The sequence below is a fragment of the Marichromatium purpuratum 984 genome, from assembly GCF_000224005.2.
GTDB lineage: Bacteria > Pseudomonadota > Gammaproteobacteria > Chromatiales > Chromatiaceae > Marichromatium > Marichromatium purpuratum.
The window spans coordinates 1,225,696-1,247,152 of record NZ_CP007031.1 but is presented as its reverse complement, the minus strand read 5'-3'; the positions used below and the strand labels follow the sequence as shown (position 1 = coordinate 1,247,152).

Annotated in this window: 23 protein-coding genes; 5 read left to right on the top strand and 18 right to left on the bottom strand. The window is 67.3% G+C overall.

What is annotated here, in order from left to right:
- Positions 1–7 precede the first annotated feature (7 nt).
- The 13 genes from MARPU_RS05745 to MARPU_RS05685 form a co-directional block, all read right to left on the bottom strand.
- A complete protein-coding gene (locus MARPU_RS05745; RefSeq protein ID WP_025275142.1) occupies positions 8–3,355 on the bottom strand; it encodes an RHS repeat domain-containing protein in 3,348 nt (1,115 codons plus the stop codon).
- A gap of 18 nt (positions 3,356–3,373) precedes the next feature.
- A complete protein-coding gene (locus MARPU_RS05740) occupies positions 3,374–6,985 on the bottom strand; it encodes a phage tail tape measure protein (protein ID WP_005220716.1) in 3,612 nt (1,203 codons plus the stop codon).
- Entirely contained in the window at positions 6,986–7,414 is a 429-nt protein-coding gene (locus tag MARPU_RS16560; protein WP_005220715.1) for a hypothetical protein, read from the bottom strand.
- 19 nt (positions 7,415–7,433) lie between these two features.
- Positions 7,434–8,189 carry a phage tail tube protein gene (locus MARPU_RS05730; RefSeq protein ID WP_005220714.1) on the bottom strand — a complete coding sequence of 252 codons (756 nt, stop codon included), beginning with the start codon at positions 8,187–8,189 and terminating at the stop codon, positions 7,434–7,436.
- 31 nt (positions 8,190–8,220) lie between these two features.
- The gene (locus MARPU_RS05725) at positions 8,221–8,559 is read right to left on the bottom strand and encodes a hypothetical protein (protein WP_005220713.1); all 339 of its coding nucleotides are present in this window, start codon (positions 8,557–8,559) and stop codon (positions 8,221–8,223) included.
- Complete coding sequence (locus MARPU_RS05720) at positions 8,556–8,945, bottom strand: M15 family metallopeptidase (protein WP_005220711.1); 390 nt, start codon at positions 8,943–8,945, stop codon at positions 8,556–8,558. Before MARPU_RS05720 ends, MARPU_RS05725 begins: the two co-directional genes overlap by 4 nt.
- On the bottom strand, positions 8,945–9,178 hold the full coding sequence (locus MARPU_RS05715) for a hypothetical protein (protein ID WP_005220710.1): 234 nt from the start codon (positions 9,176–9,178) through the stop codon (positions 8,945–8,947). Before MARPU_RS05715 ends, MARPU_RS05720 begins: the two co-directional genes overlap by 1 nt.
- Positions 9,159–9,353 (bottom strand): anaerobic ribonucleoside-triphosphate reductase, encoded by a 195-nt coding sequence (gene nrdD, locus MARPU_RS05710; protein WP_051415192.1) that lies wholly within the window; start codon positions 9,351–9,353, stop codon positions 9,159–9,161. The genes MARPU_RS05715 and nrdD overlap by 20 nt, the downstream gene beginning before the upstream one ends.
- Before the next feature lie 68 nt (positions 9,354–9,421).
- The gene (locus MARPU_RS05705) at positions 9,422–9,847 is read right to left on the bottom strand and encodes a hypothetical protein (protein WP_005220707.1); all 426 of its coding nucleotides are present in this window, start codon (positions 9,845–9,847) and stop codon (positions 9,422–9,424) included.
- Positions 9,840–10,142 carry a head-tail joining protein gene (locus MARPU_RS05700; protein WP_005220706.1) on the bottom strand — a complete coding sequence of 101 codons (303 nt, stop codon included), beginning with the start codon at positions 10,140–10,142 and terminating at the stop codon, positions 9,840–9,842. Before MARPU_RS05700 ends, MARPU_RS05705 begins: the two co-directional genes overlap by 8 nt.
- Before the next feature lie 7 nt (positions 10,143–10,149).
- A complete protein-coding gene (locus MARPU_RS16555) occupies positions 10,150–11,100 on the bottom strand; it encodes a major capsid protein (protein ID WP_005220705.1) in 951 nt (316 codons plus the stop codon).
- A 5-nt stretch (positions 11,101–11,105) separates the two neighbouring features.
- The gene (locus MARPU_RS05690) at positions 11,106–11,480 is read right to left on the bottom strand and encodes a head decoration protein (RefSeq protein ID WP_005220704.1); all 375 of its coding nucleotides are present in this window, start codon (positions 11,478–11,480) and stop codon (positions 11,106–11,108) included.
- 3 nt (positions 11,481–11,483) lie between these two features.
- Positions 11,484–12,560 (bottom strand): head maturation protease, ClpP-related, encoded by a 1,077-nt coding sequence (locus MARPU_RS05685; RefSeq protein WP_005220702.1) that lies wholly within the window; start codon positions 12,558–12,560, stop codon positions 11,484–11,486.
- Positions 12,561–13,711: 1,151 nt separating this feature from the next.
- Between MARPU_RS05685 and MARPU_RS17865 the strand changes: the two genes are divergently transcribed.
- The 5 genes from MARPU_RS17865 (at position 13,712) to MARPU_RS16550 (ending at position 17,121) form a co-directional block, all read left to right on the top strand.
- Positions 13,712–14,377: a superinfection immunity protein gene (locus MARPU_RS17865; protein ID WP_198015498.1), complete on the top strand. Its 666-nt coding sequence runs from the start codon at positions 13,712–13,714 to the stop codon at positions 14,375–14,377.
- A 10-nt stretch (positions 14,378–14,387) separates the two neighbouring features.
- Complete coding sequence (locus tag MARPU_RS05670; protein ID WP_005220691.1) at positions 14,388–14,822, top strand: DUF4124 domain-containing protein; 435 nt, start codon at positions 14,388–14,390, stop codon at positions 14,820–14,822.
- Between the two features lie 171 nt (positions 14,823–14,993).
- Complete coding sequence (locus MARPU_RS05665; protein ID WP_005220689.1) at positions 14,994–15,281, top strand: hypothetical protein; 288 nt, start codon at positions 14,994–14,996, stop codon at positions 15,279–15,281.
- Between the two features lie 28 nt (positions 15,282–15,309).
- Positions 15,310–15,795, top strand: a complete 486-nt coding sequence (locus tag MARPU_RS17505) for a KilA-N domain-containing protein (protein WP_322786272.1) — start codon at positions 15,310–15,312, stop codon at positions 15,793–15,795.
- Between the two features lie 249 nt (positions 15,796–16,044).
- Positions 16,045–17,121 (top strand): ORF6N domain-containing protein, encoded by a 1,077-nt coding sequence (locus MARPU_RS16550; protein ID WP_005220688.1) that lies wholly within the window; start codon positions 16,045–16,047, stop codon positions 17,119–17,121.
- A 48-nt stretch (positions 17,122–17,169) separates the two neighbouring features.
- Here the strand turns inward: MARPU_RS16550 and MARPU_RS05650 are convergent, their stop codons facing one another.
- The 5 genes from MARPU_RS05650 to MARPU_RS05630 form a co-directional block, all read right to left on the bottom strand.
- Positions 17,170–18,051, bottom strand: a complete 882-nt coding sequence (locus tag MARPU_RS05650) for a hypothetical protein (protein ID WP_198015496.1) — start codon at positions 18,049–18,051, stop codon at positions 17,170–17,172.
- 84 nt (positions 18,052–18,135) lie between these two features.
- Positions 18,136–18,795, bottom strand: coding sequence for a helix-turn-helix domain-containing protein (locus MARPU_RS05645; RefSeq protein WP_005220671.1), 660 nt, complete (start codon positions 18,793–18,795; stop codon positions 18,136–18,138).
- A 17-nt stretch (positions 18,796–18,812) separates the two neighbouring features.
- Complete coding sequence (locus MARPU_RS05640) at positions 18,813–19,613, bottom strand: TIGR04255 family protein (protein ID WP_232229503.1); 801 nt, start codon at positions 19,611–19,613, stop codon at positions 18,813–18,815.
- 249 nt (positions 19,614–19,862) lie between these two features.
- Positions 19,863–21,245: a phage portal protein gene (locus MARPU_RS05635; RefSeq protein WP_005220666.1), complete on the bottom strand. Its 1,383-nt coding sequence runs from the start codon at positions 21,243–21,245 to the stop codon at positions 19,863–19,865.
- Positions 21,238–21,447 carry a phage head-tail joining protein gene (locus tag MARPU_RS05630; RefSeq protein ID WP_005220664.1) on the bottom strand — a complete coding sequence of 70 codons (210 nt, stop codon included), beginning with the start codon at positions 21,445–21,447 and terminating at the stop codon, positions 21,238–21,240. Before MARPU_RS05630 ends, MARPU_RS05635 begins: the two co-directional genes overlap by 8 nt.
- Positions 21,448–21,457 lie beyond the last annotated feature (10 nt).

Sequence of the window (21,457 nt, the reverse complement as noted above, 5' to 3'; positions counted from 1 at the left end):
CCTCACCTCAGGGTCGATCGATGTTGCCAAGCGCATGGATCTCGCAGCCATCGGCGGCGGCGGGGTCGGCGGGCTCGTCGGATTGCTGGATCGAGCGCGCGACCCAGAACTCGGCGATGGCGCCGACGGTGTCGATGCGCACCACGTTGCCGGTGCTCCAGCCGCCGCCGTTGGCCGCGGCGGGGATGGTCATGTAGGGGGCGCCGGTGCTGTAGGCGCCGCCGCCGAGGTCGATCCGGGTGCGCGGGTTGATCGGGGCGATGTCGGCGCCGCCGGGGGCGTAGACGCCCTGCCAGACGAGCCCGCGGTTCTCGCTGATCAGCTCCCATTGGTCGCTGGCCGCGTCGGCGCAGCGCAGCACCCAGCGGTCGGTGTCGCAGCCCTCGTTGGTGACCTGGATGGGGTGGTCGATCAGGTTGAGGGTGGCGGTGGCGGCGCTGCCGCTAGGGGCGTCCGACCACGCCCCGCTCCAGCTCGCCTGATCCCAGGTCGCCGAGACCCGGGCGCGGCGATCACCGATGATCAGGCAGCCGGCGACGATGGTCTCCCCGGCCGGGTAGTCGTGGGTGAGCGGGCGCGAGAGCGCGAGCCAGCCGCTGATCTGGGCATCGGTGACCTGGCGCAGGTCGCCGACGGTGTGGCGCACGGTGAGCGGCAGGGTGAGGCCAGCGAGGTCGGGGAACATGATCTGCCCGGCGGCGCGGTCGAGCTGGTAGCGATCACCGCTGACCACCGCGCCCGTGGCGTCGGTCACCCGCACCCAGGCGAGCCGGGTGCGACCGAGCGCGGTGGCGACCCCGGCGCTGGGGCTGAGGGCGGTCTCGGCGGCGTGGAGGATCATCACCAGATCGCCGGGGCGGTAGATCGGCACCCGACCATCGGCGGGCAGCCGGGTGCCGTCGATACCGAGGATGTCGGCGTCCAGCGGCAGGTAGCTGTAGGCGACGGCGTTGTAGCGCAGGGTGGTGGGGTCGACCCGTCGAGGCACCCAGACCTGCGACCCGGGATGCTCCGGGTCATCCGCCATCGCCCCGAACGCCATCGCCGCCGTACCGAACTCGTAGTTGACTGACCCCGAGACGGCATCACCCACGAGGTTGCCATCGGCATCGGCGCTCGCCGTGAGCCGCGCCCCGTCCTCGGCCGTGACCGTGATGCTCAGGGCCTCGGGCTTGAGCGGGGCGACCCGGGTGCGGAAGCTGGCCTCGGTCGCGACCCAGAAGCCATAGCGTGTCAGACAGGCGGTCACCGTGGGCGGTGCGTTGGCCCCATCCGACCACCAGGTCAGCGAGGCGATGCCGGTGTCGTAGTCGAGCGTGCCGAGCCGAAGACCGTCGCCGTCGTAGAGCACCCCCGTGCCGCGATCCTCGTAGCGCGTGCCGCCCAGCGACAGGCGAACCGAGCCGGGTACGATCCGGCTGGTGTGGAGATGCGTCAGGTCGAGATCCAGCCCCCCGTCGAGGAGGTCGAGCACAATGGGGTCAGCGACGAGGTCGGACGAGGGTGCGCCGGTGGCGGCTACACCCAGGACCTCGTTCGTCGTGGAAGGGAGGGCAGACTGCCTCCACGTATACCAGTAGCCTGCCCTAGCGATGCTCCCGTCAGGATTGAGCACCGCTGGCGCCCAGTGCTGGTAATTGACCTCGATCGGGATGTTGAGCGTCGCCAGACCCGCCGCGTAGTCGATCGTCCCCACCGGCAGGCCCGTCACGGGCTCTGCGGGATCGCCCACCGCTTGCCCGGTGGCGACGACGAGCCCCCCCTCCCCGTCGTCATTGATCGTCACTGCGGCGCTAACAGGGTAGTTGTAATAGGCTGCGATACTCACGCCCTCGGGGGCGACGGAGCCGCCAAAGTCGAGCGTGTAGTTTGCCCCCAGCGCGGCCTCGACGCGTCGTTCCGCGGGTTGCTCCGGGTCGTCGGGGTCGGCGTAGGCATGGTCGAAGCGGATGCTGGTCTCCCGATCCGGGAGCTGGGTGAACCACAGCGAGCCCGCCCCGCTGGTCAGGTTGAGCACGCCGCTGACCCCGACGCCGCTGATCGTCCCGTGGCCGTCCTCGGTGGCGGTGAGCGGGCTCCCGCCCCGCGTGAAGGTCACGACCAGTGAACCCGGGATATAGGGGACCTGCTCCAGCGCGAAATCGAGCCGCGCGCCGCGCGCGTCGGTATCCTGCGTCGCCCCGGCGCGAATGCTGTAGTGAACGGGGCTCGCCCAGGTGTACAGGATCTGCGAGCCCGCGTCCGGCAGTGCGCCGAGCGTGACCGCACTCACCCCGGTGGTGGCATCGATGGTCCCGGAGCCGAACGTGCTGTCCGATCCGCGAATGATGCCCGTGCCGTCATCGGTCAACTCGTACCAGTGCCCCTGGGCCATATAGGCGATGTTGAGCGCCCCCCGTTGTGGTACCGGGGAGAGGGTCTCGACCCAGTTCAGGCGGCGGTTCTCGGGGGTGACGGCGAGCGCTCGGGTGTGCGGGGCCTGGGAGACCTCGACCCGGTGTCCGCCCCCGGCGTCGATCTCGGTGACGAGCTGGTCCGCCATGACCTGGTTGACCAGCGGCGTCTCGGTCTGGCTGGCCGGGACGAGCTGGCTGTAGAGGCTCGCCGCGCGCACCCGCAGATCCCCCGATTGGGCGGGCTCGGCCAGCCGCTGGGCGCCGCTGTAGCGCGCGGCATCGGCCACCGTGGTGTCGCGCAGCCGCGCGCCCTGGTCGTAGTCGTAGAGGTCGTCGCGGCGCGGGGTGTGGCCGGCGAAGTCGTGGCGCAGCGCGTCCTTGAGGGTCAGGGTGACGACCCAGCGGACGAAGTCGCCGGAGCTGTCGGTGAGGGTGGTCTCGACGGTCTCGACGTCGGTTACCCGCAGGTACTGCTCGACGGCATTGGCCTCCCCCTCGTGCTGCACGAGCACCAGGGTCTTGCCGATCGGCGGCAGCGTGGTGTCGACGCGCTGGATGATGCGGATGGCGCGCATCCCGGCGATGTGGTCGTCGTAGAGCACGCCCGGCCACATCGGCCCCTTGTAGAGATAGGCCTGGACGCGGTCGGCGGCCTGGGCGCGGGTATCGAAGGGGTCGGCGGTGCGAAACAGGGTGTAGCCGACGGCGGGATCGCGCGGCAGCGCGGTGAGGGCGAGCTTGGCGCCGCCGTAGAGGCTGGTGTCGAGGCTGCGCACCGCCAGCGCGAGCTTCCTCAGGTTGAAGCGGCCGTAGGCGCGGTCGAGATCGGAGATGTCCTCGAAGACGTTGTTGAGCGCGCCATCGACGATCTCGCGCCCGGTGGCAGCACCGCCGCCCTCGGGGACGTCGTCCATCACCTGGCTCTCGACGAAGACGATGTTCTCTTCTTGGATGGGCATGTCGGTTGGGCTCGCGGGTCAGATCGCCACAGCGGCGGCGGACTCAAGGGATGACAGGATGGATTCGAGCGCATCGGCGCTGGCCTCATCGGCCACGGTGATGGTGCGACTCGACTGGCCGTTGACACTGACGCGCACGTCGATCGCACGGCTCGCGCTCGCCGTGCTTGTGCTCCCCGTCGCACCCGAGGTCGTGCCGGCGGTGCTCGCCGTCCCGGTGCTCGCGCGCGCCGCGGACTCGGCCTCGAGGTTGGCCAGGGTCTCCTCGTGGCGCTGTCGCTCGGCGGCAATCTGCGCGGCCAGGGCGTCCTCGAGCGCCTGGTCCTGGGCGCGCACCGCCTCGAGCAGCCGCGCCTCGAGCGTGGCGATGCTGTCCTCATGGGCGCGATCGGCATCGCTCAGCGCGGCGCGGCGCGCGGCCTCTTCGGCCTCGGCCTCGGCCGCCTCGATCGCGGCCTGGGCCTCGGCCTCGGCGGCACGCTCGCGCTCGACGGCCTGGATCTGCTCGAGCATGTCGAGCTGGTCCTCGAGCGCGCGGATCGCCTCGGTATTGCCATCGCGCTTGGCCTCGGCGAGCGCCATCTCGATCTCGAGGCGTTGCGCCTCCTGCTCGAGGAGCAACGCCTCGAGCTGCTGGCCGTTGAGCTCGGCCCACTCGGCCTGCAGGTCGCGCAGGCCGGCCTGGGCGTCCTCGGTGAAGTCGGCCATCTTGCGCCGCGCATCGTCGAGCGCCGCGCGCAACGGCTCCAGCTCCTCCTCGCCGAGGCGCTGGTTGGCATCGATCAGGCGGTCGAGCTTATCGGCATACTCGCTCAGGCCGATCGAGCCGGCGTCGAGCGCATCGGTGAGCCCGGCGAACTCGGCCTGCAGCCGCTCGCCGCGCTGCGCCAGACGTTCGGCGGCGATCTCGGCCTCGATGACCTCCTGCTTGAGCTGGGTGATCGCGAGCACCACGGCATCGGTGTCGCGCAGCACGTTGAAGGCCATGTCGACGCGCTCGGCAAGCGCATCAGCCGTGGCGCCGGTCGCTTCCAGCTCGGCCTCGAGCTGGGCGATGCGCGCCGAGGCCTCGTCCACCGCGCCGTCGCCGACGAAGTCGCTCGCCTCCAGCGCCTGGATCGCACGGATCTTGTTGTCCCAGCGATCGAGGCCGCTGACGATCTCCTCGACGGCATCAGCCGCCGCCGAGGAGTAGCCGCGCAGATCGGCGATGGCGTTGCGGATCTGCTCGCGACTGTTCAGAAAGGCGATGTTGAGGTCGTTGCTCGACCCGACGACCTTCTTGATGCCTTCGTCGGCATCCTTGGCGCTATTGCCGAGGTCGCGCTGACTGTCGGAGAGGTTGCGGGTGGTGTCGGTGGTTGTGCGGTTGATGCCCTCCAGTGACAGATAGGCATCACGCAACCCAAGCGCGGTCGCTTGCGCAAGCAGCATCGACTCGACTTCGCGTTGCCGCGCCTCGTCGGAATCCGCCGCCGCAGTGCGCGCTGCCTCTGCCCAGGCTAAGAAGGCGCGCTCGATGTCTTCCGCAGAGGCATTGGCGGAGTTGGCGATCGTCTCGAAATTGGCGCGCGCGTTGGTGGCGGCCTGGTCGAGCGCACGCTGGGACACGATCCCCAGCTGATCGAACGCCGCCTCGATCCGGGCGGCGGCCCCCTCGGTCACCCCGGCGCTCTCCCCGGCCTCTTCCCCGATCCGGCGGATCGAGCGCAGAACCTTGTCGGCCCCCTGGGTGTCGCCCGCCTCGATCAGCCGGTCATACTCCTGACGCAGCTGCGCGATCTCGTCGCGGCTCTCGCCCGCCGATCTGGCGGTGCGATCGCCGCTCGCCTCAACCTGTTCGGCGGCCGCACCAGCCGACACGCCCAAGCCATCAAGCTCCGCGCGCGCCTCGACGACGCGCTGGCCCAGCTCGATGAGCGAAAGACCGGCCTCGCCGTTGCCGGCGCGCGCCTCGGCCAGTGCCGCGTTGTAGGTTTTGATGGCCGCGGCGAGCCGTTCCTGCTCGGCCGTCAGCTCCGCCGGTGGTGCCGCATCACGCTGCGCCTCGCCCAGCTCGCGCGTTGACTTCTCGGCATCGCGTTGCGCCTCGAACAGGCGGCGCATGGTTTCGCGCAGCGATTCACCTTTTTGCGCGGTCCGGTCGAGCGCGGCGCCGGCGTTTTCGAAAGCGCCATCAGCGGCATTGTCCAGCGACTCGGACACGGAGGCGATCTCGGCCGAGACCTCTTCGAGCTTTCGACGAAACGGCCCGAAGGTCAGCTTCGACTGAGCCTTGACGATCTTGCTGAGCCCCTCAACGATGAAGGCTGACGCCTTCCCCACCACGCCGGCCAGGCCCCAGAATGCGGTCTGCAACGTGGAGATGCCGGTCCCGATCGACTGGAAGACGAACAGCAGGGTATCGGTGGTGCGCGAGGCGCTGTTCGCGAACGTCTCGAGGCTGCTCTTGGCCCCGCTGAGCGCGGTATCGATGCGCTGCGCGAAACCCTCCCAGTCGACCGCGGCGACGAAGGCCTTGGCTTGGGCGACCAACGTTTCGAAGGTCTGTAGCAGGGTCGCCTTCAGTTGCTCGAGGCGCGCGCTCTGCGTGAATCGCCCCAGGCTCTCGGCCAATCCTTCGACCTCGCGGCGAATCGGCTCGAGCAGTGGGTCGACCAACGAGATGCGCAACGCATCCCAGGCAGAGCGCAGCGCCTGAAGCGCACCATTCAGATTGCTGCCCATGGTCGCGGCGGCCTGCTGCGCGGCGCCACCGGCGGCATTGAGCTGGTTTGCGTAGGCCGCGATACCGGCGCTCCCCTCGGTCAAGAGCGCGCGCACGCCGGGCCCGGCCTCGATGCCGAAGGCGCGCACGGCGCGCTCGCCGGCGGCGCCGGCGGCCGCGATGCCGTCGATCGCCTCGCCGAGGTCACCGGAGGTCACGCCGAGCGCGGCCAGTTCCTGGCGGGCCTTGCTCGCAGGATCGCCGAGCTGACCGAGGATGTTGCGCAGCATGGTGCCGGCTTGCTCGCCACGGATACCGCTCTGCGCGAGCACGTCGAGCGTGGCGGCCGTCTCTTCGATGGAGAGCCCAGCGCTGCGCGCTTCGCCACCGGCATAGCGCAACGCCTCGCCAAGCTGGGTCGCAGTCGTGTTCGAGAGGCTCGCCGCGCGCACCAGCACATCGGTGGCGCGCGCGCTGTCCTCGAACGAGAGCCCCATGATGCTGACCGCATCGGTGATCAGCCCGGCGGCGGTGGCCAGATCGACGCTCTCGACCCGCGCGAGCGCGAGCACGCTGGGCAGGGTGGCAATGGCATCACTGGCGGCAAGACCGGACGCGCCCAGGATGTTGAGGCCCTCGGCGGCCTCGGTCGCGGTAAAGGTCGTGGTGGAGCCGGCCTCCATGGCCGCGTCGCGCAGCCGCTGCATCTCCTCGGCGGTGGCGCCGGTGCGCGCCTGGATGGCATCGAGCGCTGACTCGAAGTCGGCGGCGTCGCCGATCGCGGTGGTGAAGGCGCGCACACCGATGAAGCCGCTGACGGCGGCGGTGAGCGCGGTCCACTTGTTGGCGATCTTGCCGATGACCGCCGAGGCCTGGTCCTTGGCGTTGATGAGGATGCGAACAGCGAGGCTGTGATCGGCCATTCAGGGCTCCTGGATCTCGCCGACGATCGTCAGGCGGATCTCGTCGATGTAGTAGCGCGTCATCGGTCCCGGGTCGGCGGGGCCGGAATCGCGCACGATCGGGACGGGGGCGGCGGTGATCGGCCCATCCTCGCCGGGACGGGCAATGACTGGGATGGCGCGACCATCGTGCAGGGTGAGGATGAGCGCGGTCTCGGGCGTGGCGGCATCGAGGGCCGCGGCGATGGCCGTCAGCTCGGCGCGGCTGCACCACGCCCATTGCCGCCCACCACTCAGGGTGAGTGGGCGCCCATCTTGGCGCGTGGCGCTCTGCACCAACAGCGCACCGGTGAGGCCATAGCTGGTCGAGCGCACGGTCGGCGACCAACTGAACTCGTCCGACCAGCGCAGACCATCCGGGAGCGCGAGCGCGCCGAGCTGGATTGCCATGCCCTCCCCCTCACCCCGATCAGGCGCTCAGCGCCTGCCATTCCCAGGGCGAGGCCTTGCCGGTCGGCGCAATCAGCGACCCGGCGAGGCTGCCCGCGAAGTACCCACCCGCCACCGGGTCGACCGCGCCGCCCGGCGCGAGCGCGGCGCGCCAGATGTTGAGGCGGCCGGTCTTGCCGGTGACCATGTCGGTGGCGCTACCGATGAGGTGGACATAGGCGCTCTTGGCCTGGCCGGCGGCGAAGGCGGTCCAGCTCTCGGCGCGCGCGGTATAGCTGAGCTTCATGCCGGTGCCGACGGCGTCGGCATGGAGGGCCTTGATCATCCCGTTGGTGGTATCGATCTCGTACTTCGAGGGCTCGACCGCGACATCGGCCCCGGTCTTGAGGCTGATCGACTGTTCGCTGTCGATGTACCCGTGGGCCAGCGGCACCCAGACCCCCAGGGCGGTATCGACCGACTCGTCGGTGATGGTGCTCTGCGCCTGCTCCCCGGGGCTGACATCGGCGCCCAGCACCAGGCCGAGCATGACGTCGGTCATGGTGTTGAACTCCAGCGTCGCGGTCGCCGAATCAGTCGGCTTCTGCTGGCTGTCGAGCGCGGCGCCGTAGTTGCCGGTCATGTTGGAGATCAGCTCTTCCTTCTCCTGCGTGGGCGCGGTGAGTTCAATCTTGGTGAAGTTGAGCGGATCGCTGTACTGGGTCGGCCAGGTCAGGCCGTCCCACAGACCGGCCTTGACTTCGCAGCGCAGATAGATGGCGCGGGGTGCGGTCATGGGGTATTCCTCGTGGTGGATGCGGTGAGGGTCAGTTCGTGATGACGACGTTCCACAGCAGCACTCCCAGGGTGCCGAGAGTGCTGATGGTCGCCGTCACCGAGCCGGCGAACTGGCGGCGACGGTCGCGCGCCTCGTCGGTCATGTGCCGTTGCAAAGCGAGCTGGACCTGATGCACGCCGTCGCGCGTGGCTCCAAGCTCCTCGCGCATACCCTCGATAAGGTCGGTGAAGATCCGCACCGACTCGCGGGTGATGGCATGGTCCTGAGTGAGTGACGCCAGCCCCTCACGCAGATCACGGGTCTCGGTCTCGACGCGCTCGACGCGCAACTGCAGCTCGGTGAGCTGCTGATCGAGCGTGAGGCTCATGGGTAGCTCCGCCGATCCAGCTCGAAGTGAGGGCCGTCGCGAAACCGCGGCCAGTCCCCGCCCCAGCGGATCGCCACCCCCAGCTCGGCGGCGGCGGCCTTGAAGGCGGCGGCGATGCGCGGATAGAGCGGCCAGTCCCAGCGCACGCCGCCATCGACCCAGGCGGCGACATCGAGCGCGTGCCCGGTGAGGTGACGCGAGCGCATGGTGCGCGAGGCCCCGGCGGCGACCAGCGAGCGCTGACGCGCCTCGGTGCGTCGCCCCTCGGTGACGACGAAGTCGACCTCGGTCAGCTCCAGCGCGCGCCGCGCCACCCGCACCAGGTCGTCATGGACACCGGCGAGGGCGTGCTCGGAGCGCTTGGAGAAGCGGAATCCGCTGGCCATCAGCGCAGCCGCAGCGGCACGCTTGCGCGCACCCGCCCCCAGATCGCCATGCCAGCGCCGGCGATGCTCGCCAGGGTGACCAGGGCATCGGTGAGCGCCGCAGTGTCCAGCGTGATCCCGGCGACACTCGCAATCTGGGCGAGCACTACCACCAGGGCGCCGATCACGGCGCGGGACTGCCACCACGGCTTGGCGAGGACCTCGGGCAGCTCGTCATGCTTTGCGTCGGACATGGGATGCCTCCTTGAAGTAGCGGCGCTGCGCATGCTCGGCGCGTTTGCCGCCGTTGAAGTGCGAGATTGGACGGTGGTAGCCCATGACCCGGGTCCAGACCTCGCAGCGCGTGCGCTCCTCGGTGCGGAACGCCGGTCGATAGGCGGCGCAACCGGCGCAGTCGTGCGGAACCAGCCTGCCGATCTGGCAGCGCCCGTGCTCGGCGAGGGTCGGCGGGCAATGGGCACACGGAATATCGGGGATCACGTCAGCACCTCCTGATAGCCGTACTGGGCCTCGAGCTGCACCTCGGCGATTTGGCCGCCACTCTCCGGCGGGGCGAAGATGACATCGCCAAGCGTCAGGTCGGGCACGCCCGCCGCCCACAACGCGCGCCGAATGGCGCTGACGAGCACTTCGAGCTCGGCGTCCCAGTCGTCCGTGGCGGTCACATGGCCGACGATGACAACACTGCGGCGCCAGGTCTGGACCGGGAGCAGGCGATCGCGGTCGGCGGCAGTCGCCGGCGCCTCGCTGCGGCTGTGCACCGTCAGCACCGGCAGTGGCTCGTCCTCACTGACGCGCAGCGCGCAGCGGCCGGTGCGCACGTCTTGCACCCCGGGGATGAGGCGAAGCGCCGAGGCGATGGCGGCCAGTGGCGCGCGTGCGGGGTGAGTCTGCTCACTCATCGGGTCGCACCGCCAGCGTCCAGGTAAAGCCATCGCCCGCGAGCACGCGATCGACCACCCAGCGCTCGGCGTTGACCTCGAGGGGATCACCCGGCGCCGGCTTTACCGCCAGTGCGGCGGCATCGACAACGGCGCGATGGCGCACCTCGTGGACCATCTCCCACTCCCCCGCCTCGCCGTCGACCTGCTCGACGACCAGCCGCGCGGGACTGCCCGCGTAGCTCCCGGGGGCACCGAGGGCATCGAGGATGTCGGCGACGCCGTCACGAAAGGACTCGATGAGCGCTGGATTCATGGCGACCTCATGCCGTCAGCTTGAGCGTCTGGATCGCCTCCGGGCGCGTGCACACCATCACCGGATGGGTCTGCATCTTGAGCCGCCAGCCCTTGTCGTCCGGGATCGGGAAGGCGCGCAGGTAGTAGGGCTCGCTGGCCAGCCCCTCGCCGACCGACTCATTGGTGTCGTCCGGCGCGAAGGCCTGCACCAACAGCCCGGGCACGCCGCGCGGCACGATCTTGCAGCGCCCGTCGGCGATCTTGATGCCACCCTGCGGGCGGTAGCGGTGCCAGGCGATGTCGCCGTAGACGAAGCTGTTGGCCGTCTGACCGCGCAGCTCCGCGGCGGCGGCGTAGCCGAGATAGGTCTCCTTGATGGTCTTGGACTCGATCAGCCCGAGCCAGAACGCATCCGAGCAATAGGCATCGATGCCGGTATAGGTGAGCCCGTCGAGCGCCGCCTCCAGCGGCTGCACGACCGAGGTGTGCAGTGCCGAGCGGATAGCGCTGTCGTTGGCGCCGAAGGCCACCACGGCATCGCCCGGCGCGGTGCCGAAGGCGTTGCTCGGCGCGTTGACGCAGCTCACGCGCAGCCACTCGTGCTGGATGTCGGCCCAGTTGCGGAGCTTCTCCGCTGCGCGGTCGCGCCGATGCGCCATCACCTCGGCCCCCATCGAGCCGGGACGGCGCGCGTTGAGCACGCTGTCGGCGAGCACCGGGATCTCGCGCGAGTAGGTCTTGGTCTCGAAGGGCACGACTCGCGCCTTGCCCAGCGCCATGGGATCGGAGGGCGCGCCACGAGGCACGGGGTCGGAGGGCGAGACCGCGTCCTTCGCCAGCTCCTCGATGGGGATCGAGGTCGAGTAGACGTCCTCGAGCGTCTCGAAGTGCTCGGCGAGCTGGCCGGGGATGTATTGAGCCTGCGCGAGCGAGAGCAGCAGTTGCTCGCGGGTGAAGTAGTCGCGATAGAGATCCATCGGCATCAACTCCGAACGAGGATGGGGCCGTTGGCGGCGGCGAGCGCGGTCACGGCAGCGGCCATCGCCGTGGCATCGACATCGGCGTGCCAGTTGAGCGCGTCGCGAACGAGCACGGCGCTGCGCACGATGGCGGTCACGTCGACATCGGCGTCGGTGGCATCGACCGGATAGAGCGAGACGGCGGCGGCGGCCTCCGAGCCATCGGTGGCAGCATCGTCATAGGGGATGAACTTGCCGCTGGCGGTGACACGGCCGAGCACGGTGTTGGCCTCGACCACGCCGGTGCCGGCCGGGATGGTGACGGTCTCGCGCGAGTAGCCGGCGGGCATCTCGTAGAGCACGCATTCGAGGGGGCGGGACGGTTCGTTGAAGATCATGGCTCACTCCTGACCGGACGGGCGCCCGGCGACCTGGGCGCGCAGCCGCTGCCGCGCGGCGTCGACCTCGGCGGCGTGTTGCGCGCTCGGCGCGGTGGCGCTGGTGGCCTGGCGCATCTCGGGGCCGCCGGCCTCGACCCAGGCGTTGACGATGCGCGCGTTGCACTCGGCGAGGGTGACGCCCTCGGCGATGAGGTCGGCGGCCAGGTCGGGCATGCCAACCTGAGCGCAACGCGCCTGGATGGCGCCGACGCGCTCGCGCTCGGCGGCCAGCGCGGCCTGGATGCGTGCCTCGACATCGGGCGCGAGGGGTGCCGGCGGCGCCTCGCCGGTCGCGGTGGGCGCCGAGGCGGGATCGGACGTGGCGGCAGGGTCGTGCGCGGCCGGCTCGGCCGCCGACGGGGATGGCTTGGACATGGCGGGTTCCTGTGGAGGGGCGGTTGGCGCGGCGGCGCGCGGCAGCAGCGCGGCGATGCGATCGAGCGAGTCGGCATCGGCGCGCTCGCGCAGCGTGCGGGTCATGCGGTCGAAGGCGCCGCGGGCGAGCGCGAGCGCCTCGTGCTTGGTCTCGGCGCCCTCGCCGGCGGGAATGAGCGCATCGGCATAGCCGGCGGCCACGATCTCGTCACCGAAGAGCCAGGTCTCCTCGTCCATGTCGGCGCGCGCGCTGCGCCCGGTGGCGTCAAGCCGAGGCTGATAGGCGCGACCGAGCACGCCGGCGAGGGATTCGAGGATGCCGGAGGTCTTGCGCAGCTCGCGGTGATCACCCCAGGCAATGGTCCAGGGGTTGTGCACCATCCAGGTCGCGTTGTCCTCGACCTGGATGCGATCGGCCGCGCACGCGATATAGGTCGCCATCGACGCGGCCAGCCCCGCCACCTCGACGGTGACGTGGTGACCGGCGCGACGGTGGTCACGGATGGCGTTATGGATCGCCACGCCCTCGGCCACATCGCCGCCGGGCGAGTGCAGCCGGAGGATGACGTCGGCGACCTCGGCCAGCGCCTGGCGCACATCGTCGGCCAGGATGTCCCAGCCGACGACGCCGTCGAGATCGATGTGGGGGGTGGTATCGGGCATCTGTCCATCCGTCAGGGGTTTACGGACAGACTAGGAAGCGGCAGGTGTCAAAAATACCGAAAAATGGCGCGGTGGCGGTGCTGCGATGTAGTCTTATTGGAGACGGTCCGAGCCTGCCCCAGACAGCGGCGCTCGGCTTGAAGCAGCGGAAAGGGGTTCGCGCATGCAAGAAAGGATGCTGTTTCGGGTGTATCGCTGGCCTGCCGCCATCTTGCTTTCGGCGCTCGCGGCGTACTGGCTTTTCGGGGTATTCATCCCGCCCCTGCTCGCTCAATCACCATACATCTCATCCCTTGCTGGCATGTCGCAGCGCTTGGCGCTGCTCGCCATCGGTGTCGGGACGATCACGACTACGATATACGCCCTTCTACAGAGCATCAGGCTGTGGAGGTGGTGGCGCGGCAAGGGAGACGCCTGCACGAACTGCGGTGGCATGGTCGAGGTCAGAACCAAGAAAGATAGGATCTACACCCAGTGTCTGGCTTGCGGGGTGCGCAAGTAATGATGAACTCATCGCTAAGGACCGACCAAAGGCTGGCTCCAGGATCTCTCGCAATCTGGCTGATCGCTGGGCTCGCGGCCTGGATTTTGAGTGCATGCAGCACAGCAAGCGCTGCTTGCTACGATCTTTACAATGCCAAAGGCGATATCATTTACTCTGACGTCACTCCGCCATACTCGATGGCTATTCCGCGTAGCACCGAAGCTCAAGCATCTCTCGACCGAGGGGAGCGCTTGATCATCCGCCAGTCCGGTCGCTGTCCAGCGCGCGTTGAGGTTGAGCGATCAACCCCGCCGCCAGACGCCACCCGCTATATCAAGCAGCAGGATCCGCTCAAGAACCTATCAGAGAACATCAACTTACTAATCTTGATCGGCCAAAACCTCCCTCGCCATGACCCCGTCTTATGCGGCAAGCGAATGCGCAAGCTACTCATAGAGGCGGATCGATGGAGGCGATATGCAGACAGCCTCAGCGACTATCGCGCGCGCGACCTCAAATCAGCCGCTAGCTATCTCAGGATGTGCGTCACCTGCACCGATAGAGCCTTATGGCATTGCGATCAGGCACGACAGGCCAGAAACAAGTTCATTGACCGGTACGGTCAATAGCAAGCGCCTGAATTTGGCATCCCAAAGGGGCTGGCCTTATGCAGCCTTTTGGTCACGGCGCTGACTCACTGCCACTGCTGCATGAACTCGACAGGGAAGAGCTTGATGTTGCTGGCGGTGTAGGGCGATACTTCGGGGCGATCAATCCAAGGAGTCGCAAGGGAGGGGCCATGGGCGGCATAACTGATATGGAGTGGCGGCACTGCCGGAAGTGCGGCTACCAGACGATGACGAGCAAGGATGCGGCGGCTTGGGTCTGCCAGAGTTGCGGGGCAGAGAACACGGGGCGGCCGGCGTTCAACCCGCAGGCGGTCGCCCCATCGCGCCGAGCAGCTCGAAGCCCTCGCAGGCCACAAGTCGCCCATCAAAGACCCGCCCATGGCGCGCTCGTTGTCGCCATACTTTCCGTGGTCGCTGCCGTCGCGATTTTCGCCGCGCAAATCTTCGAGGCGTTGCCGCTGAAGGAGATCGTCAGCGTGGTGGTCATCCTATCCCTGATGCTGCTTGGTCTCGCCTTCTATTTCCTGCCAGGGTTGGTCGCAAGGGGACGTCGCCACAGCAAGACCGAAGCGATCTTCGTGCTCAACCTGCTCCTTGGCTGGACCTTCCTCGGCTGGGTCGGGGCGCTGGTCTGGGCCTTCACCGAGCACAATCACCCTGACGACTCGGCCGCCGGCCAGCCCTCAGCGGCAAGCGGCGGCTGAGGAGGTGGTGATGCGCTGGATGGTAGTGGCCGCGACCGCAGCAGCGGCGGTATGGTGCGGGGCGGGGCTGGCGGGCGTCTACAAGTGCACGAACCCCGAGACCGGGGCGGTAACGTTTTCTCAAACCCCGTGCCCCGGCGAATCCGAGCGGATCGAGGTCCGGTCCGCCTCAGCTCCTGACCAGTCTCGACCCACCATTGAGGCGCTCGCCGAGATCTGCGTCAAAGAGGGTAGCTTCAAGGACCCCGCGAGCGTCGAGCTCGTCGAGATCGGCACCATGGGGGCAGAGGTCATCACCTACGCCAGCCACAGGATCGTTGCCCACAGGCTGCCGATCAAGGTAAACGCGCGCAACGGCTACGGCGGATATGTTGGTGCAGAGTGGTATCACTGCTATCTCAGTCGAGCGACCAGTAAGGTCTTTATGGTTGTGAGCGCGGAGTAGCAGGGGCACGCCACTCAGCCGCGCTCACGCAGCACCTCGGGGGACTCCGAAACGATGCGCAGCAGGTGCTGCGCGACCCCGGGGTGGGGCGATAGCCCCAACCGCCCAGCCATTGACCCCCGCAGCGCCGCACCCCATCCTATGGGCAACCCTCAGCGGCAGCCACCACGCATGACGACCATCACCTTCGACACCCATCAGTTCATCCGCACCATCAAGGATGCCGGCATCCCGGAGAATCAGGCCGAGGCCATCGCGCAAGCCTTCAAGGAGGCACAGACCGCGCAGCGTCCCGTGACGCCGGAGCACCTGGACTACCGGCTGCGCGAACTGGAGCTGAAGATGGACGTGCGCATCGCCGAGGCCAGGGCCGACCTCACCCGCTGGATCATCGGCGCCGGGCTGCTCCAGACCACCGTCATCATCGGGGTGCTGCTCAAGGTCGCCGGGCTGGTCTGACGGCGCAGCCGCTTGACGCCCTCCCGCCATCGCTGTTGGTGATATCGAGATCCACCAAGACAACGAGACCCGTTACAGCCTCAACGACCTGCACAAGGCTGCCGGCGGCGAGCAGCGCCACCGCCCGAAGCACTGGCTTGAAAGTCAGCAGACTCAGGAGCTGATCGACGAACTCGCTAAGTCGTTGAATTCAGCCAAAGCAGGAATTCCTGCTTTGGAGCAAAATCAACCAGTTAAGACAATCCGTGGCGGTAACAACCCCGTCGTCTTCAATGGCCAGCGCGTGTTGCCCCTCCCTCAGATTGACCAAGTTCATGGCCGCCCATCCGGGGCCGCCCGCAAGCGCTTTAACGACAAAAAAGCTAGGCTGATCGAAGACCAGGATTACTTTGTTGTCGGTGCGTCCGAAATTCGGACGCACAGTCCTGGCGCGGTCTCAGAGGCAAGAAAGAGCGATATGACCGTCGTCACAGAGCCCGGCCACCTGAACCCCAGCCTGTTTTTTGCCGCTTGACACCCTCCCGCAGACTCTCCTATGCTTTCCGCCAGAGGCGTGAGAACCTCTTCTGTGCGGACACCGCACCCGTCAGACATGCGGTATTTTTGTTTGTGCGCCCGCGCCAGATTTCGCTGGCCGGGAGTGTGCAGCCATACAAGACCGGTTCGTCCGGAAAAGCTGCGCGCGGTCTCACAGAGCCGTCTCACCCTCCTGGCCGCCCTTCGGGGCTTCCCGTTACGTGAGAGTAAATCTGTGGAGGTCGTCATGACCAACCCCATCGTCTCCATCAACTCTGTTGAGATTCACCCGATCGTCATCCGCGATCAGCGCGTGTTGACGTTCACCCAGGTCGACGAGGTTCACGGCCGCCCTAAAGGGACTGCGCGCCGCAACTTCACCGAGAACAAATCGCGCCTGATCGAAGGGCAAGATTGGTTCAGTGTCAGCCCGGACGAAATTCGTACTACCAGCCCCGGCGCGATTTCTGACGCGCATCGGAGCAAGCTGACCGTCGTCACCGAGTCCGGCTACCTGCTGCTGGTCAAGAGCTTCACCGACGATTTGGCGTGGCAGATCCAGCGCGAACTGGTCAACGCCTACTTCCGCGTGAACCCCGAGCGCACCGTGGGTGAGCGGTATGAAACCATCATCCCCTCCGAGCAGCAAACCCTCTCCGAACTCGCTCAACGCAAGGTCGCCCACCTCGCGCCCGCACTCCAAGGCAAGGGCCTGGCCGAGATCTGGTCGCGGCTGCACAACAAGTTCCGCATCGCCAAGTACAGCCAGCTGCCACGGACCCAGCTCGCCGACGCCATCGTGTACATGGCCAGCATGGAACTGCGCGGCGTCCCCAACGCCGATCACGCGCCCCGGCACCCCGCTTCCGAGCCGCTGACCAACAACGACATGGCCAACCTGCGGCGGGTGATCTGGCTCATCAGCCATCGCTTCCACTACGAGCAGGCGTGGACCCAGGGCGTGTGGTACGCGCTGCGCGATGCGACCGGGGTGCGCTCGCCCAACCGCTTCACGGTGGACAACCTCCCGGTGCTCACCCAGGAGATGCGGCGCATCCTGCAGGCCGTCGAACCGCTGGTCCAGATGCGCAACGAGGCCGAGTTGGAGGTGCTGCGCCGCGTGGTGCGCCGGCGCGAACAGGCCGAGCCGCTGATCGAGGACTGGCGCGCACGCCTGATGCGATCGGCCAAGGAGGATCACGGCGAGATCGCACACACGCTCTCGGGCTGGATGGAGCGCGACCTCGAAGAGCTGGCGGCGCGCGCCCAGGCCGGACGGGACTATCCCGAGGTCGATGAACCGACCGGGCAGCGCCGGCACTGAGGCCAGACCGGCGCCAGGGAAGGCGCCGCGCGATACGCGGGGCTGTGGTCAGATGGGGCTGTGGTGTAGGCCTGGGAGGCGCGTGAGAAGAGAGCCAATGAAGAGGTGACGCGCTTGGGTCCTTGCCTTCCCTCGCGCGGGGGCGGCGCCATCCGGCAGGAAGTTCTCTTGCTCGTCATCACACAGGCTGAGGTATTCAAGCCGCCATTGATCCACGCGCCGAATGTCGGCGAGCGTCATGTGTGTATCCGGGACCGCCTCACAGGCATCGAGCGCGATCTCATCAGCATCTTCGGGAAGCCCGTATGCCTCGGTGAAAAGCTCTTGAAGACCTTGCGCAACGCGCTCGGCGGCCTCGCGCGCTGCTGACGCGCCATTCTCAGCGTCATATGCAACCGTGATGGATAGCGCGTAGGGCTCACCATCAGGAACCTCGACGCCGCGCTGCTCACCCAGATCGAAGAACAGCCCTACCAGGTGCTCGGCATGGGGCTTGAGGATTCCAGCGATCCGGCGCTTCACTTCCTTTCCGCGAATGCGCTTGCCAAGCCGACTCTCGAAGGCGTTGGGAAAGGCTGGCCGGCCATAGCGTGCCGCCAGCCATTGCTTCAGGGTGCGCTTCGACATCTCCGAAAGCGAGGCATCTGCAAAGCGAGTTGCATGCTCTCTGAATGCCTCTTTATGAACGAGCTGTCTCTTCGCGTGCTGCAGCTCGAGCACTATCGAGCCTCCACCCAGCCTGTCGTACACAAGATGGAGTTTTCGAGGATTCTTGGCGTGGGAAAGCTGCGGGTCCGGCGTCCCGTCGGCGCGATCAACCACTTTGGCCAGGATCACCTCAATGTATGGCTCATGCGGGTGAGGGATGTCACAGTCGTGAGAGATGACGACAGCGAAGCACTCGCCCTCCGGCTCTAAGGCTTCGTTCAACCTGAGTCGGGCCAGTGCTTCGCTTGCGAGAAGGTCTCCCTGTCGCCATGACGTTCCCCGGTCCACCATTCTACGATCTCCGAATCACCGCTCGACAGCTCCAGGGATGGAGTGACTGGAACGCCAGTCCTCTGATGGCTTGGCCTTGCTCCTGGCCAACCCCGATCTTTCGTATGACGCATCCATGGCTTTTGCTTCTGAGATCAGCGACCGGGCATGCTCCAGGGTGGCCTCGTTTGTTGCAACGAGATCCAAGAGCGACCGCCCCTCAAAAGCCTTCATCTTCAGCATTGCCGGCGCCCGCTTGATGTCTGCCTCACGAAAAGCATCCGCCACCTGGCTAAGCGCCTGTATTCTTTCAAGGTTGCCGGCTTCTGGCATTGATTCGCCCTTCAGCCACTTATAGATCGACTGCCTAGACACAGCAAAAGCCCCGGCAAGATCGGCGATCGCCGGGTTGAGCGTCTCGCGGATGTTGGTCAGATGATCTAAAGGGCTGCGAACGTCGGGGCAAGATGCCTCCTCTTCGCCATCCACCTCGACATCCACAGAAGAGATAGAGGTTCTCGTTTCTCCTAGCCTGCACCAGGCTACAGCACGAGATATATCTAACGCACCGCCAGTGCCGCTGACAAACGGTGACACTCCGGTCAGGCTGGCCGCCACCACCAACACAGCTGCTACTGGACGAGTGGGCGCAACCGACCACGGGATCGCGGTTCCCGGTGATGTTGCGGTGTACATGTTGACCTCCCCCAGGGCTACGCCCATGTCTCACGCGCATGATCCGTAGTCGCTTTCATGAACACGGACTTGACAGAGGCATGTAAAGAGTGCAGCTGTGCCTCAAGCTCATCTGGATTGATTGGCATGCGACCGCTGCAAAAATGATCGGTATCGAGCACGCCGTGGTCGCATGGTTCCGTCATAGCGAAGCGAGCGTTCGGTGTCAGCCCGTTCTGTGATAGATCGGGGGGGAAGCCAAGCGGTGCATTCGCGCGATACACCCTCACGACCAAGGTTCCACTAGTCACAAGCGGGCCAACCTTGGTCGAGAACACGGATTCGCTCATTGCGTGCTGGCAGGGCGCATCAAACTTCACCCCATGAACACCATCGGCAAAATACTGCTCGACTTGCTCCCCGCTTCTTGGCAGCACGGCATCCAGGTAGCGCAGGCCCAGGCGCCCCACGTGGTCAAGGCTGACCTCTTCATGAACCGCGCTTAACCCACGCAACAGCTCAGGGATGAAGGTCTCGTGCGTGTCGTAGTTCGTCGTCTGGAACGTGATACTCGAAGGCAAAAGAACAAAGCCTGCGGTTCGGTCTTGATTGGCCAAGAGCCAGGATGTCGTTTGCTGAATCTTCGGCTCGGGTTGTTGCGCCTGCCCCGGCCTCGGCACGACCAAGTGAGTAACCTCCTGCGGCTCGAACAGGGGGTAACCTTCACGACGCAGCCGATCCTGTATCTGGTTGACGTACTTGGCCATTGCGGCCACCGGATTGAAGTGCGCCTGCGCTAGCGCATAGTACACCGGCGCATTCGACATTCGCTCGCTCACAGGTCGCTCCACTGCCACGGTTGACACTTTGGTTTACAGTTTACATGATGGTTGACAGCCTCGCCAGAAAGAGGATCAACGACCCCACGCGGAGAAACTGCAGGAGGTTGCCCTCGCCGGTCGGCGCGAACCGGCGAGTTCAGCTTGGCAGGCGGCGCCAAGTGGATGTTCCCGATAGGCAAGTAGGTGCCTGAAGCCTGCTCCTGCGTCAGGACCAGGGCCTATCGTCCGCCCAGCTCACGCCGACCATCACCCCACCCTTCCTTCCCTCGCATCCGAATCAAACCGCACGCCCAGCCGATCGAGCACGTCGAGGTAGGCGGCTTGGTCGCGGGCGAGGGTTTCGGGGTCGTAGCCGGCCTGGCGGATGGCTTCGGGCAGGGAGATCAGGCCGGCCCGGATGGCGGTGCGCAGCGCGGGGATTTCGCGGGAGGGGTCGACGAGGGTGCGGGCCGGCGCGGACCAGCGGGGCTCACCGGCGGGCGCGAGGCCGTCGAGCGCGAGGGCGGCGGCGAACCAGCGCGCGATCGGGTCCCAGGCCTGGGGGGCGAGCAGTTGCCAGCGCCAGACGTCGATGGCGCGCGCGAATTCCTGCTGCCCCATGCGCGCGCTGCTGAAGTTGACCTCGGAGAGGTCGCCGGTGAGCACCTCGAAGGGGATGCCGTAGTCGGCAGCGATGGCGCGCAGGGTCTGGTTGGTGAAGCGCTCGTCGTCCTCGGGTTGCGGCGGGCTGGCGAAGCTGACGTCCTTGCCGGCGGGCAGTAGCTCGATGGCGCCGGGCTCGAGGCGGTCGAGCAGTTCGTAGTCGTCGAGCGGCGCGGCGTCGGCGGGCAGCTCGGTGTCGCGCACGAAGGCGACATAGCAGGCGGCCAGCCGCTGGCGTTCGAGCTGGGCGTCTTGGTAGTCGTCGAGCATGCGGGCGCGCAGCATGGCGCCGGTGCCCCAGGGCACGCCGCGCACCTGGCCGGGGCGGTCGAGCCGGTAGACGTGGAGGAACGCCTCGGCGCCGTAGCGCTTGCTCTGCCCCGGCACGCCGCGGACGGCATCGCCGGGGTGCTCGGGGTAGAGCCAGTAGGCGACGCGGCGGCCGAGTCGGTCGAACTCGACGCCCTGCCGGATGATGCCGCCGTTGGCGAGTTCTTCGTGCTTGGCGGTGTCGAGGAAGTCGGGTTCGAGCACCTGGATCTGCAGTGGGAGCGGCAGGCCGTCCCGGGGACGGCGCGGGCGGCGCCGGATCAGGCATTCGCCGGACTCGACGACGGTGCGCAGGATGAGCGCCTGGAGCCCGTAGCCGTTGTGATGACCGTCGGCGTCGATCGCAGTCGATTCGAACCACGCGCTCCAACGTTGCTGGACTTCTGGCGTCGACCATTGGGCGCGCACGCCGTGGCCGATGGTGTTGTGCACGATGGCGGCGATCGCCTTGCGCACCCAGGGGTTGTTGCGCGCGAGGTCACGGTGACGGTCGCGCAACTTGTGCAGGTCGGCGCGGATCTCGCGGTTCGGGCCGGTCGCGCGGGTATGCCAGCCGCTGGTGCGGCGCGTGAGCTTGGCGGCCTCGTAATGGGCTTGGGCGGGGGTGCGCAGCGGTCGGCCGGCGGTGTCGACGATGACGGGTGGGCGCTTAGCCACGGTGGTGCTCCAGGTAGCAGCGCAGCGCCCGCCCGGGCCGCAGTCCGGCAGCCGCGGCGACATCGGCGCGCGCCTGCCGGATGGCGTGCATCAGGTCGGGCAGGGTCTGGTACTGGATGACCTTGTCGCCCAGTTGGACGCGCAGTCGGCCGGAAGCGGCGGCGGCCTCGAGGGTGGCGAGTTGGTCGGAGGTGAAGGCCATTGGCGATCCT

What these genes read in the sequence shown, in the direction of transcription:
- MARPU_RS05745 (WP_025275142.1), bottom strand. Translation starts at nt 3,355, where the DNA reads ATGCCCATCCAAGAAGAGAACATCGTCTTCGTCGAGAGCCAGGTGATG.
- MARPU_RS05740 (WP_005220716.1), bottom strand. Translation starts at nt 6,985, where the DNA reads ATGGCCGATCACAGCCTCGCTGTTCGCATCCTCATCAACGCCAAGGAC.
- MARPU_RS16560 (WP_005220715.1), bottom strand. Translation starts at nt 7,414, where the DNA reads ATGGCAATCCAGCTCGGCGCGCTCGCGCTCCCGGATGGTCTGCGCTGG.
- MARPU_RS05730 (WP_005220714.1), bottom strand. Translation starts at nt 8,189, where the DNA reads ATGACCGCACCCCGCGCCATCTATCTGCGCTGCGAAGTCAAGGCCGGT.
- MARPU_RS05725 (WP_005220713.1), bottom strand. Translation starts at nt 8,559, where the DNA reads ATGAGCCTCACGCTCGATCAGCAGCTCACCGAGCTGCAGTTGCGCGTC.
- MARPU_RS05720 (WP_005220711.1), bottom strand. Translation starts at nt 8,945, where the DNA reads ATGGCCAGCGGATTCCGCTTCTCCAAGCGCTCCGAGCACGCCCTCGCC.
- MARPU_RS05715 (WP_005220710.1), bottom strand. Translation starts at nt 9,178, where the DNA reads ATGTCCGACGCAAAGCATGACGAGCTGCCCGAGGTCCTCGCCAAGCCG.
- MARPU_RS05705 (WP_005220707.1), bottom strand. Translation starts at nt 9,847, where the DNA reads ATGAGTGAGCAGACTCACCCCGCACGCGCGCCACTGGCCGCCATCGCC.
- MARPU_RS05700 (WP_005220706.1), bottom strand. Translation starts at nt 10,142, where the DNA reads ATGAATCCAGCGCTCATCGAGTCCTTTCGTGACGGCGTCGCCGACATC.
- MARPU_RS16555 (WP_005220705.1), bottom strand. Translation starts at nt 11,100, where the DNA reads ATGGATCTCTATCGCGACTACTTCACCCGCGAGCAACTGCTGCTCTCG.
- MARPU_RS05690 (WP_005220704.1), bottom strand. Translation starts at nt 11,480, where the DNA reads ATGATCTTCAACGAACCGTCCCGCCCCCTCGAATGCGTGCTCTACGAG.
- MARPU_RS05685 (WP_005220702.1), bottom strand. Translation starts at nt 12,560, where the DNA reads ATGCCCGATACCACCCCCCACATCGATCTCGACGGCGTCGTCGGCTGG.
- MARPU_RS17865 (WP_198015498.1), top strand. Translation starts at nt 13,712, where the DNA reads ATGCAGCCTTTTGGTCACGGCGCTGACTCACTGCCACTGCTGCATGAA.
- MARPU_RS05670 (WP_005220691.1), top strand. Translation starts at nt 14,388, where the DNA reads ATGCGCTGGATGGTAGTGGCCGCGACCGCAGCAGCGGCGGTATGGTGC.
- MARPU_RS05665 (WP_005220689.1), top strand. Translation starts at nt 14,994, where the DNA reads ATGACGACCATCACCTTCGACACCCATCAGTTCATCCGCACCATCAAG.
- MARPU_RS16550 (WP_005220688.1), top strand. Translation starts at nt 16,045, where the DNA reads ATGACCAACCCCATCGTCTCCATCAACTCTGTTGAGATTCACCCGATC.
- MARPU_RS05645 (WP_005220671.1), bottom strand. Translation starts at nt 18,795, where the DNA reads ATGTACACCGCAACATCACCGGGAACCGCGATCCCGTGGTCGGTTGCG.
- MARPU_RS05630 (WP_005220664.1), bottom strand. Translation starts at nt 21,447, where the DNA reads ATGGCCTTCACCTCCGACCAACTCGCCACCCTCGAGGCCGCCGCCGCT.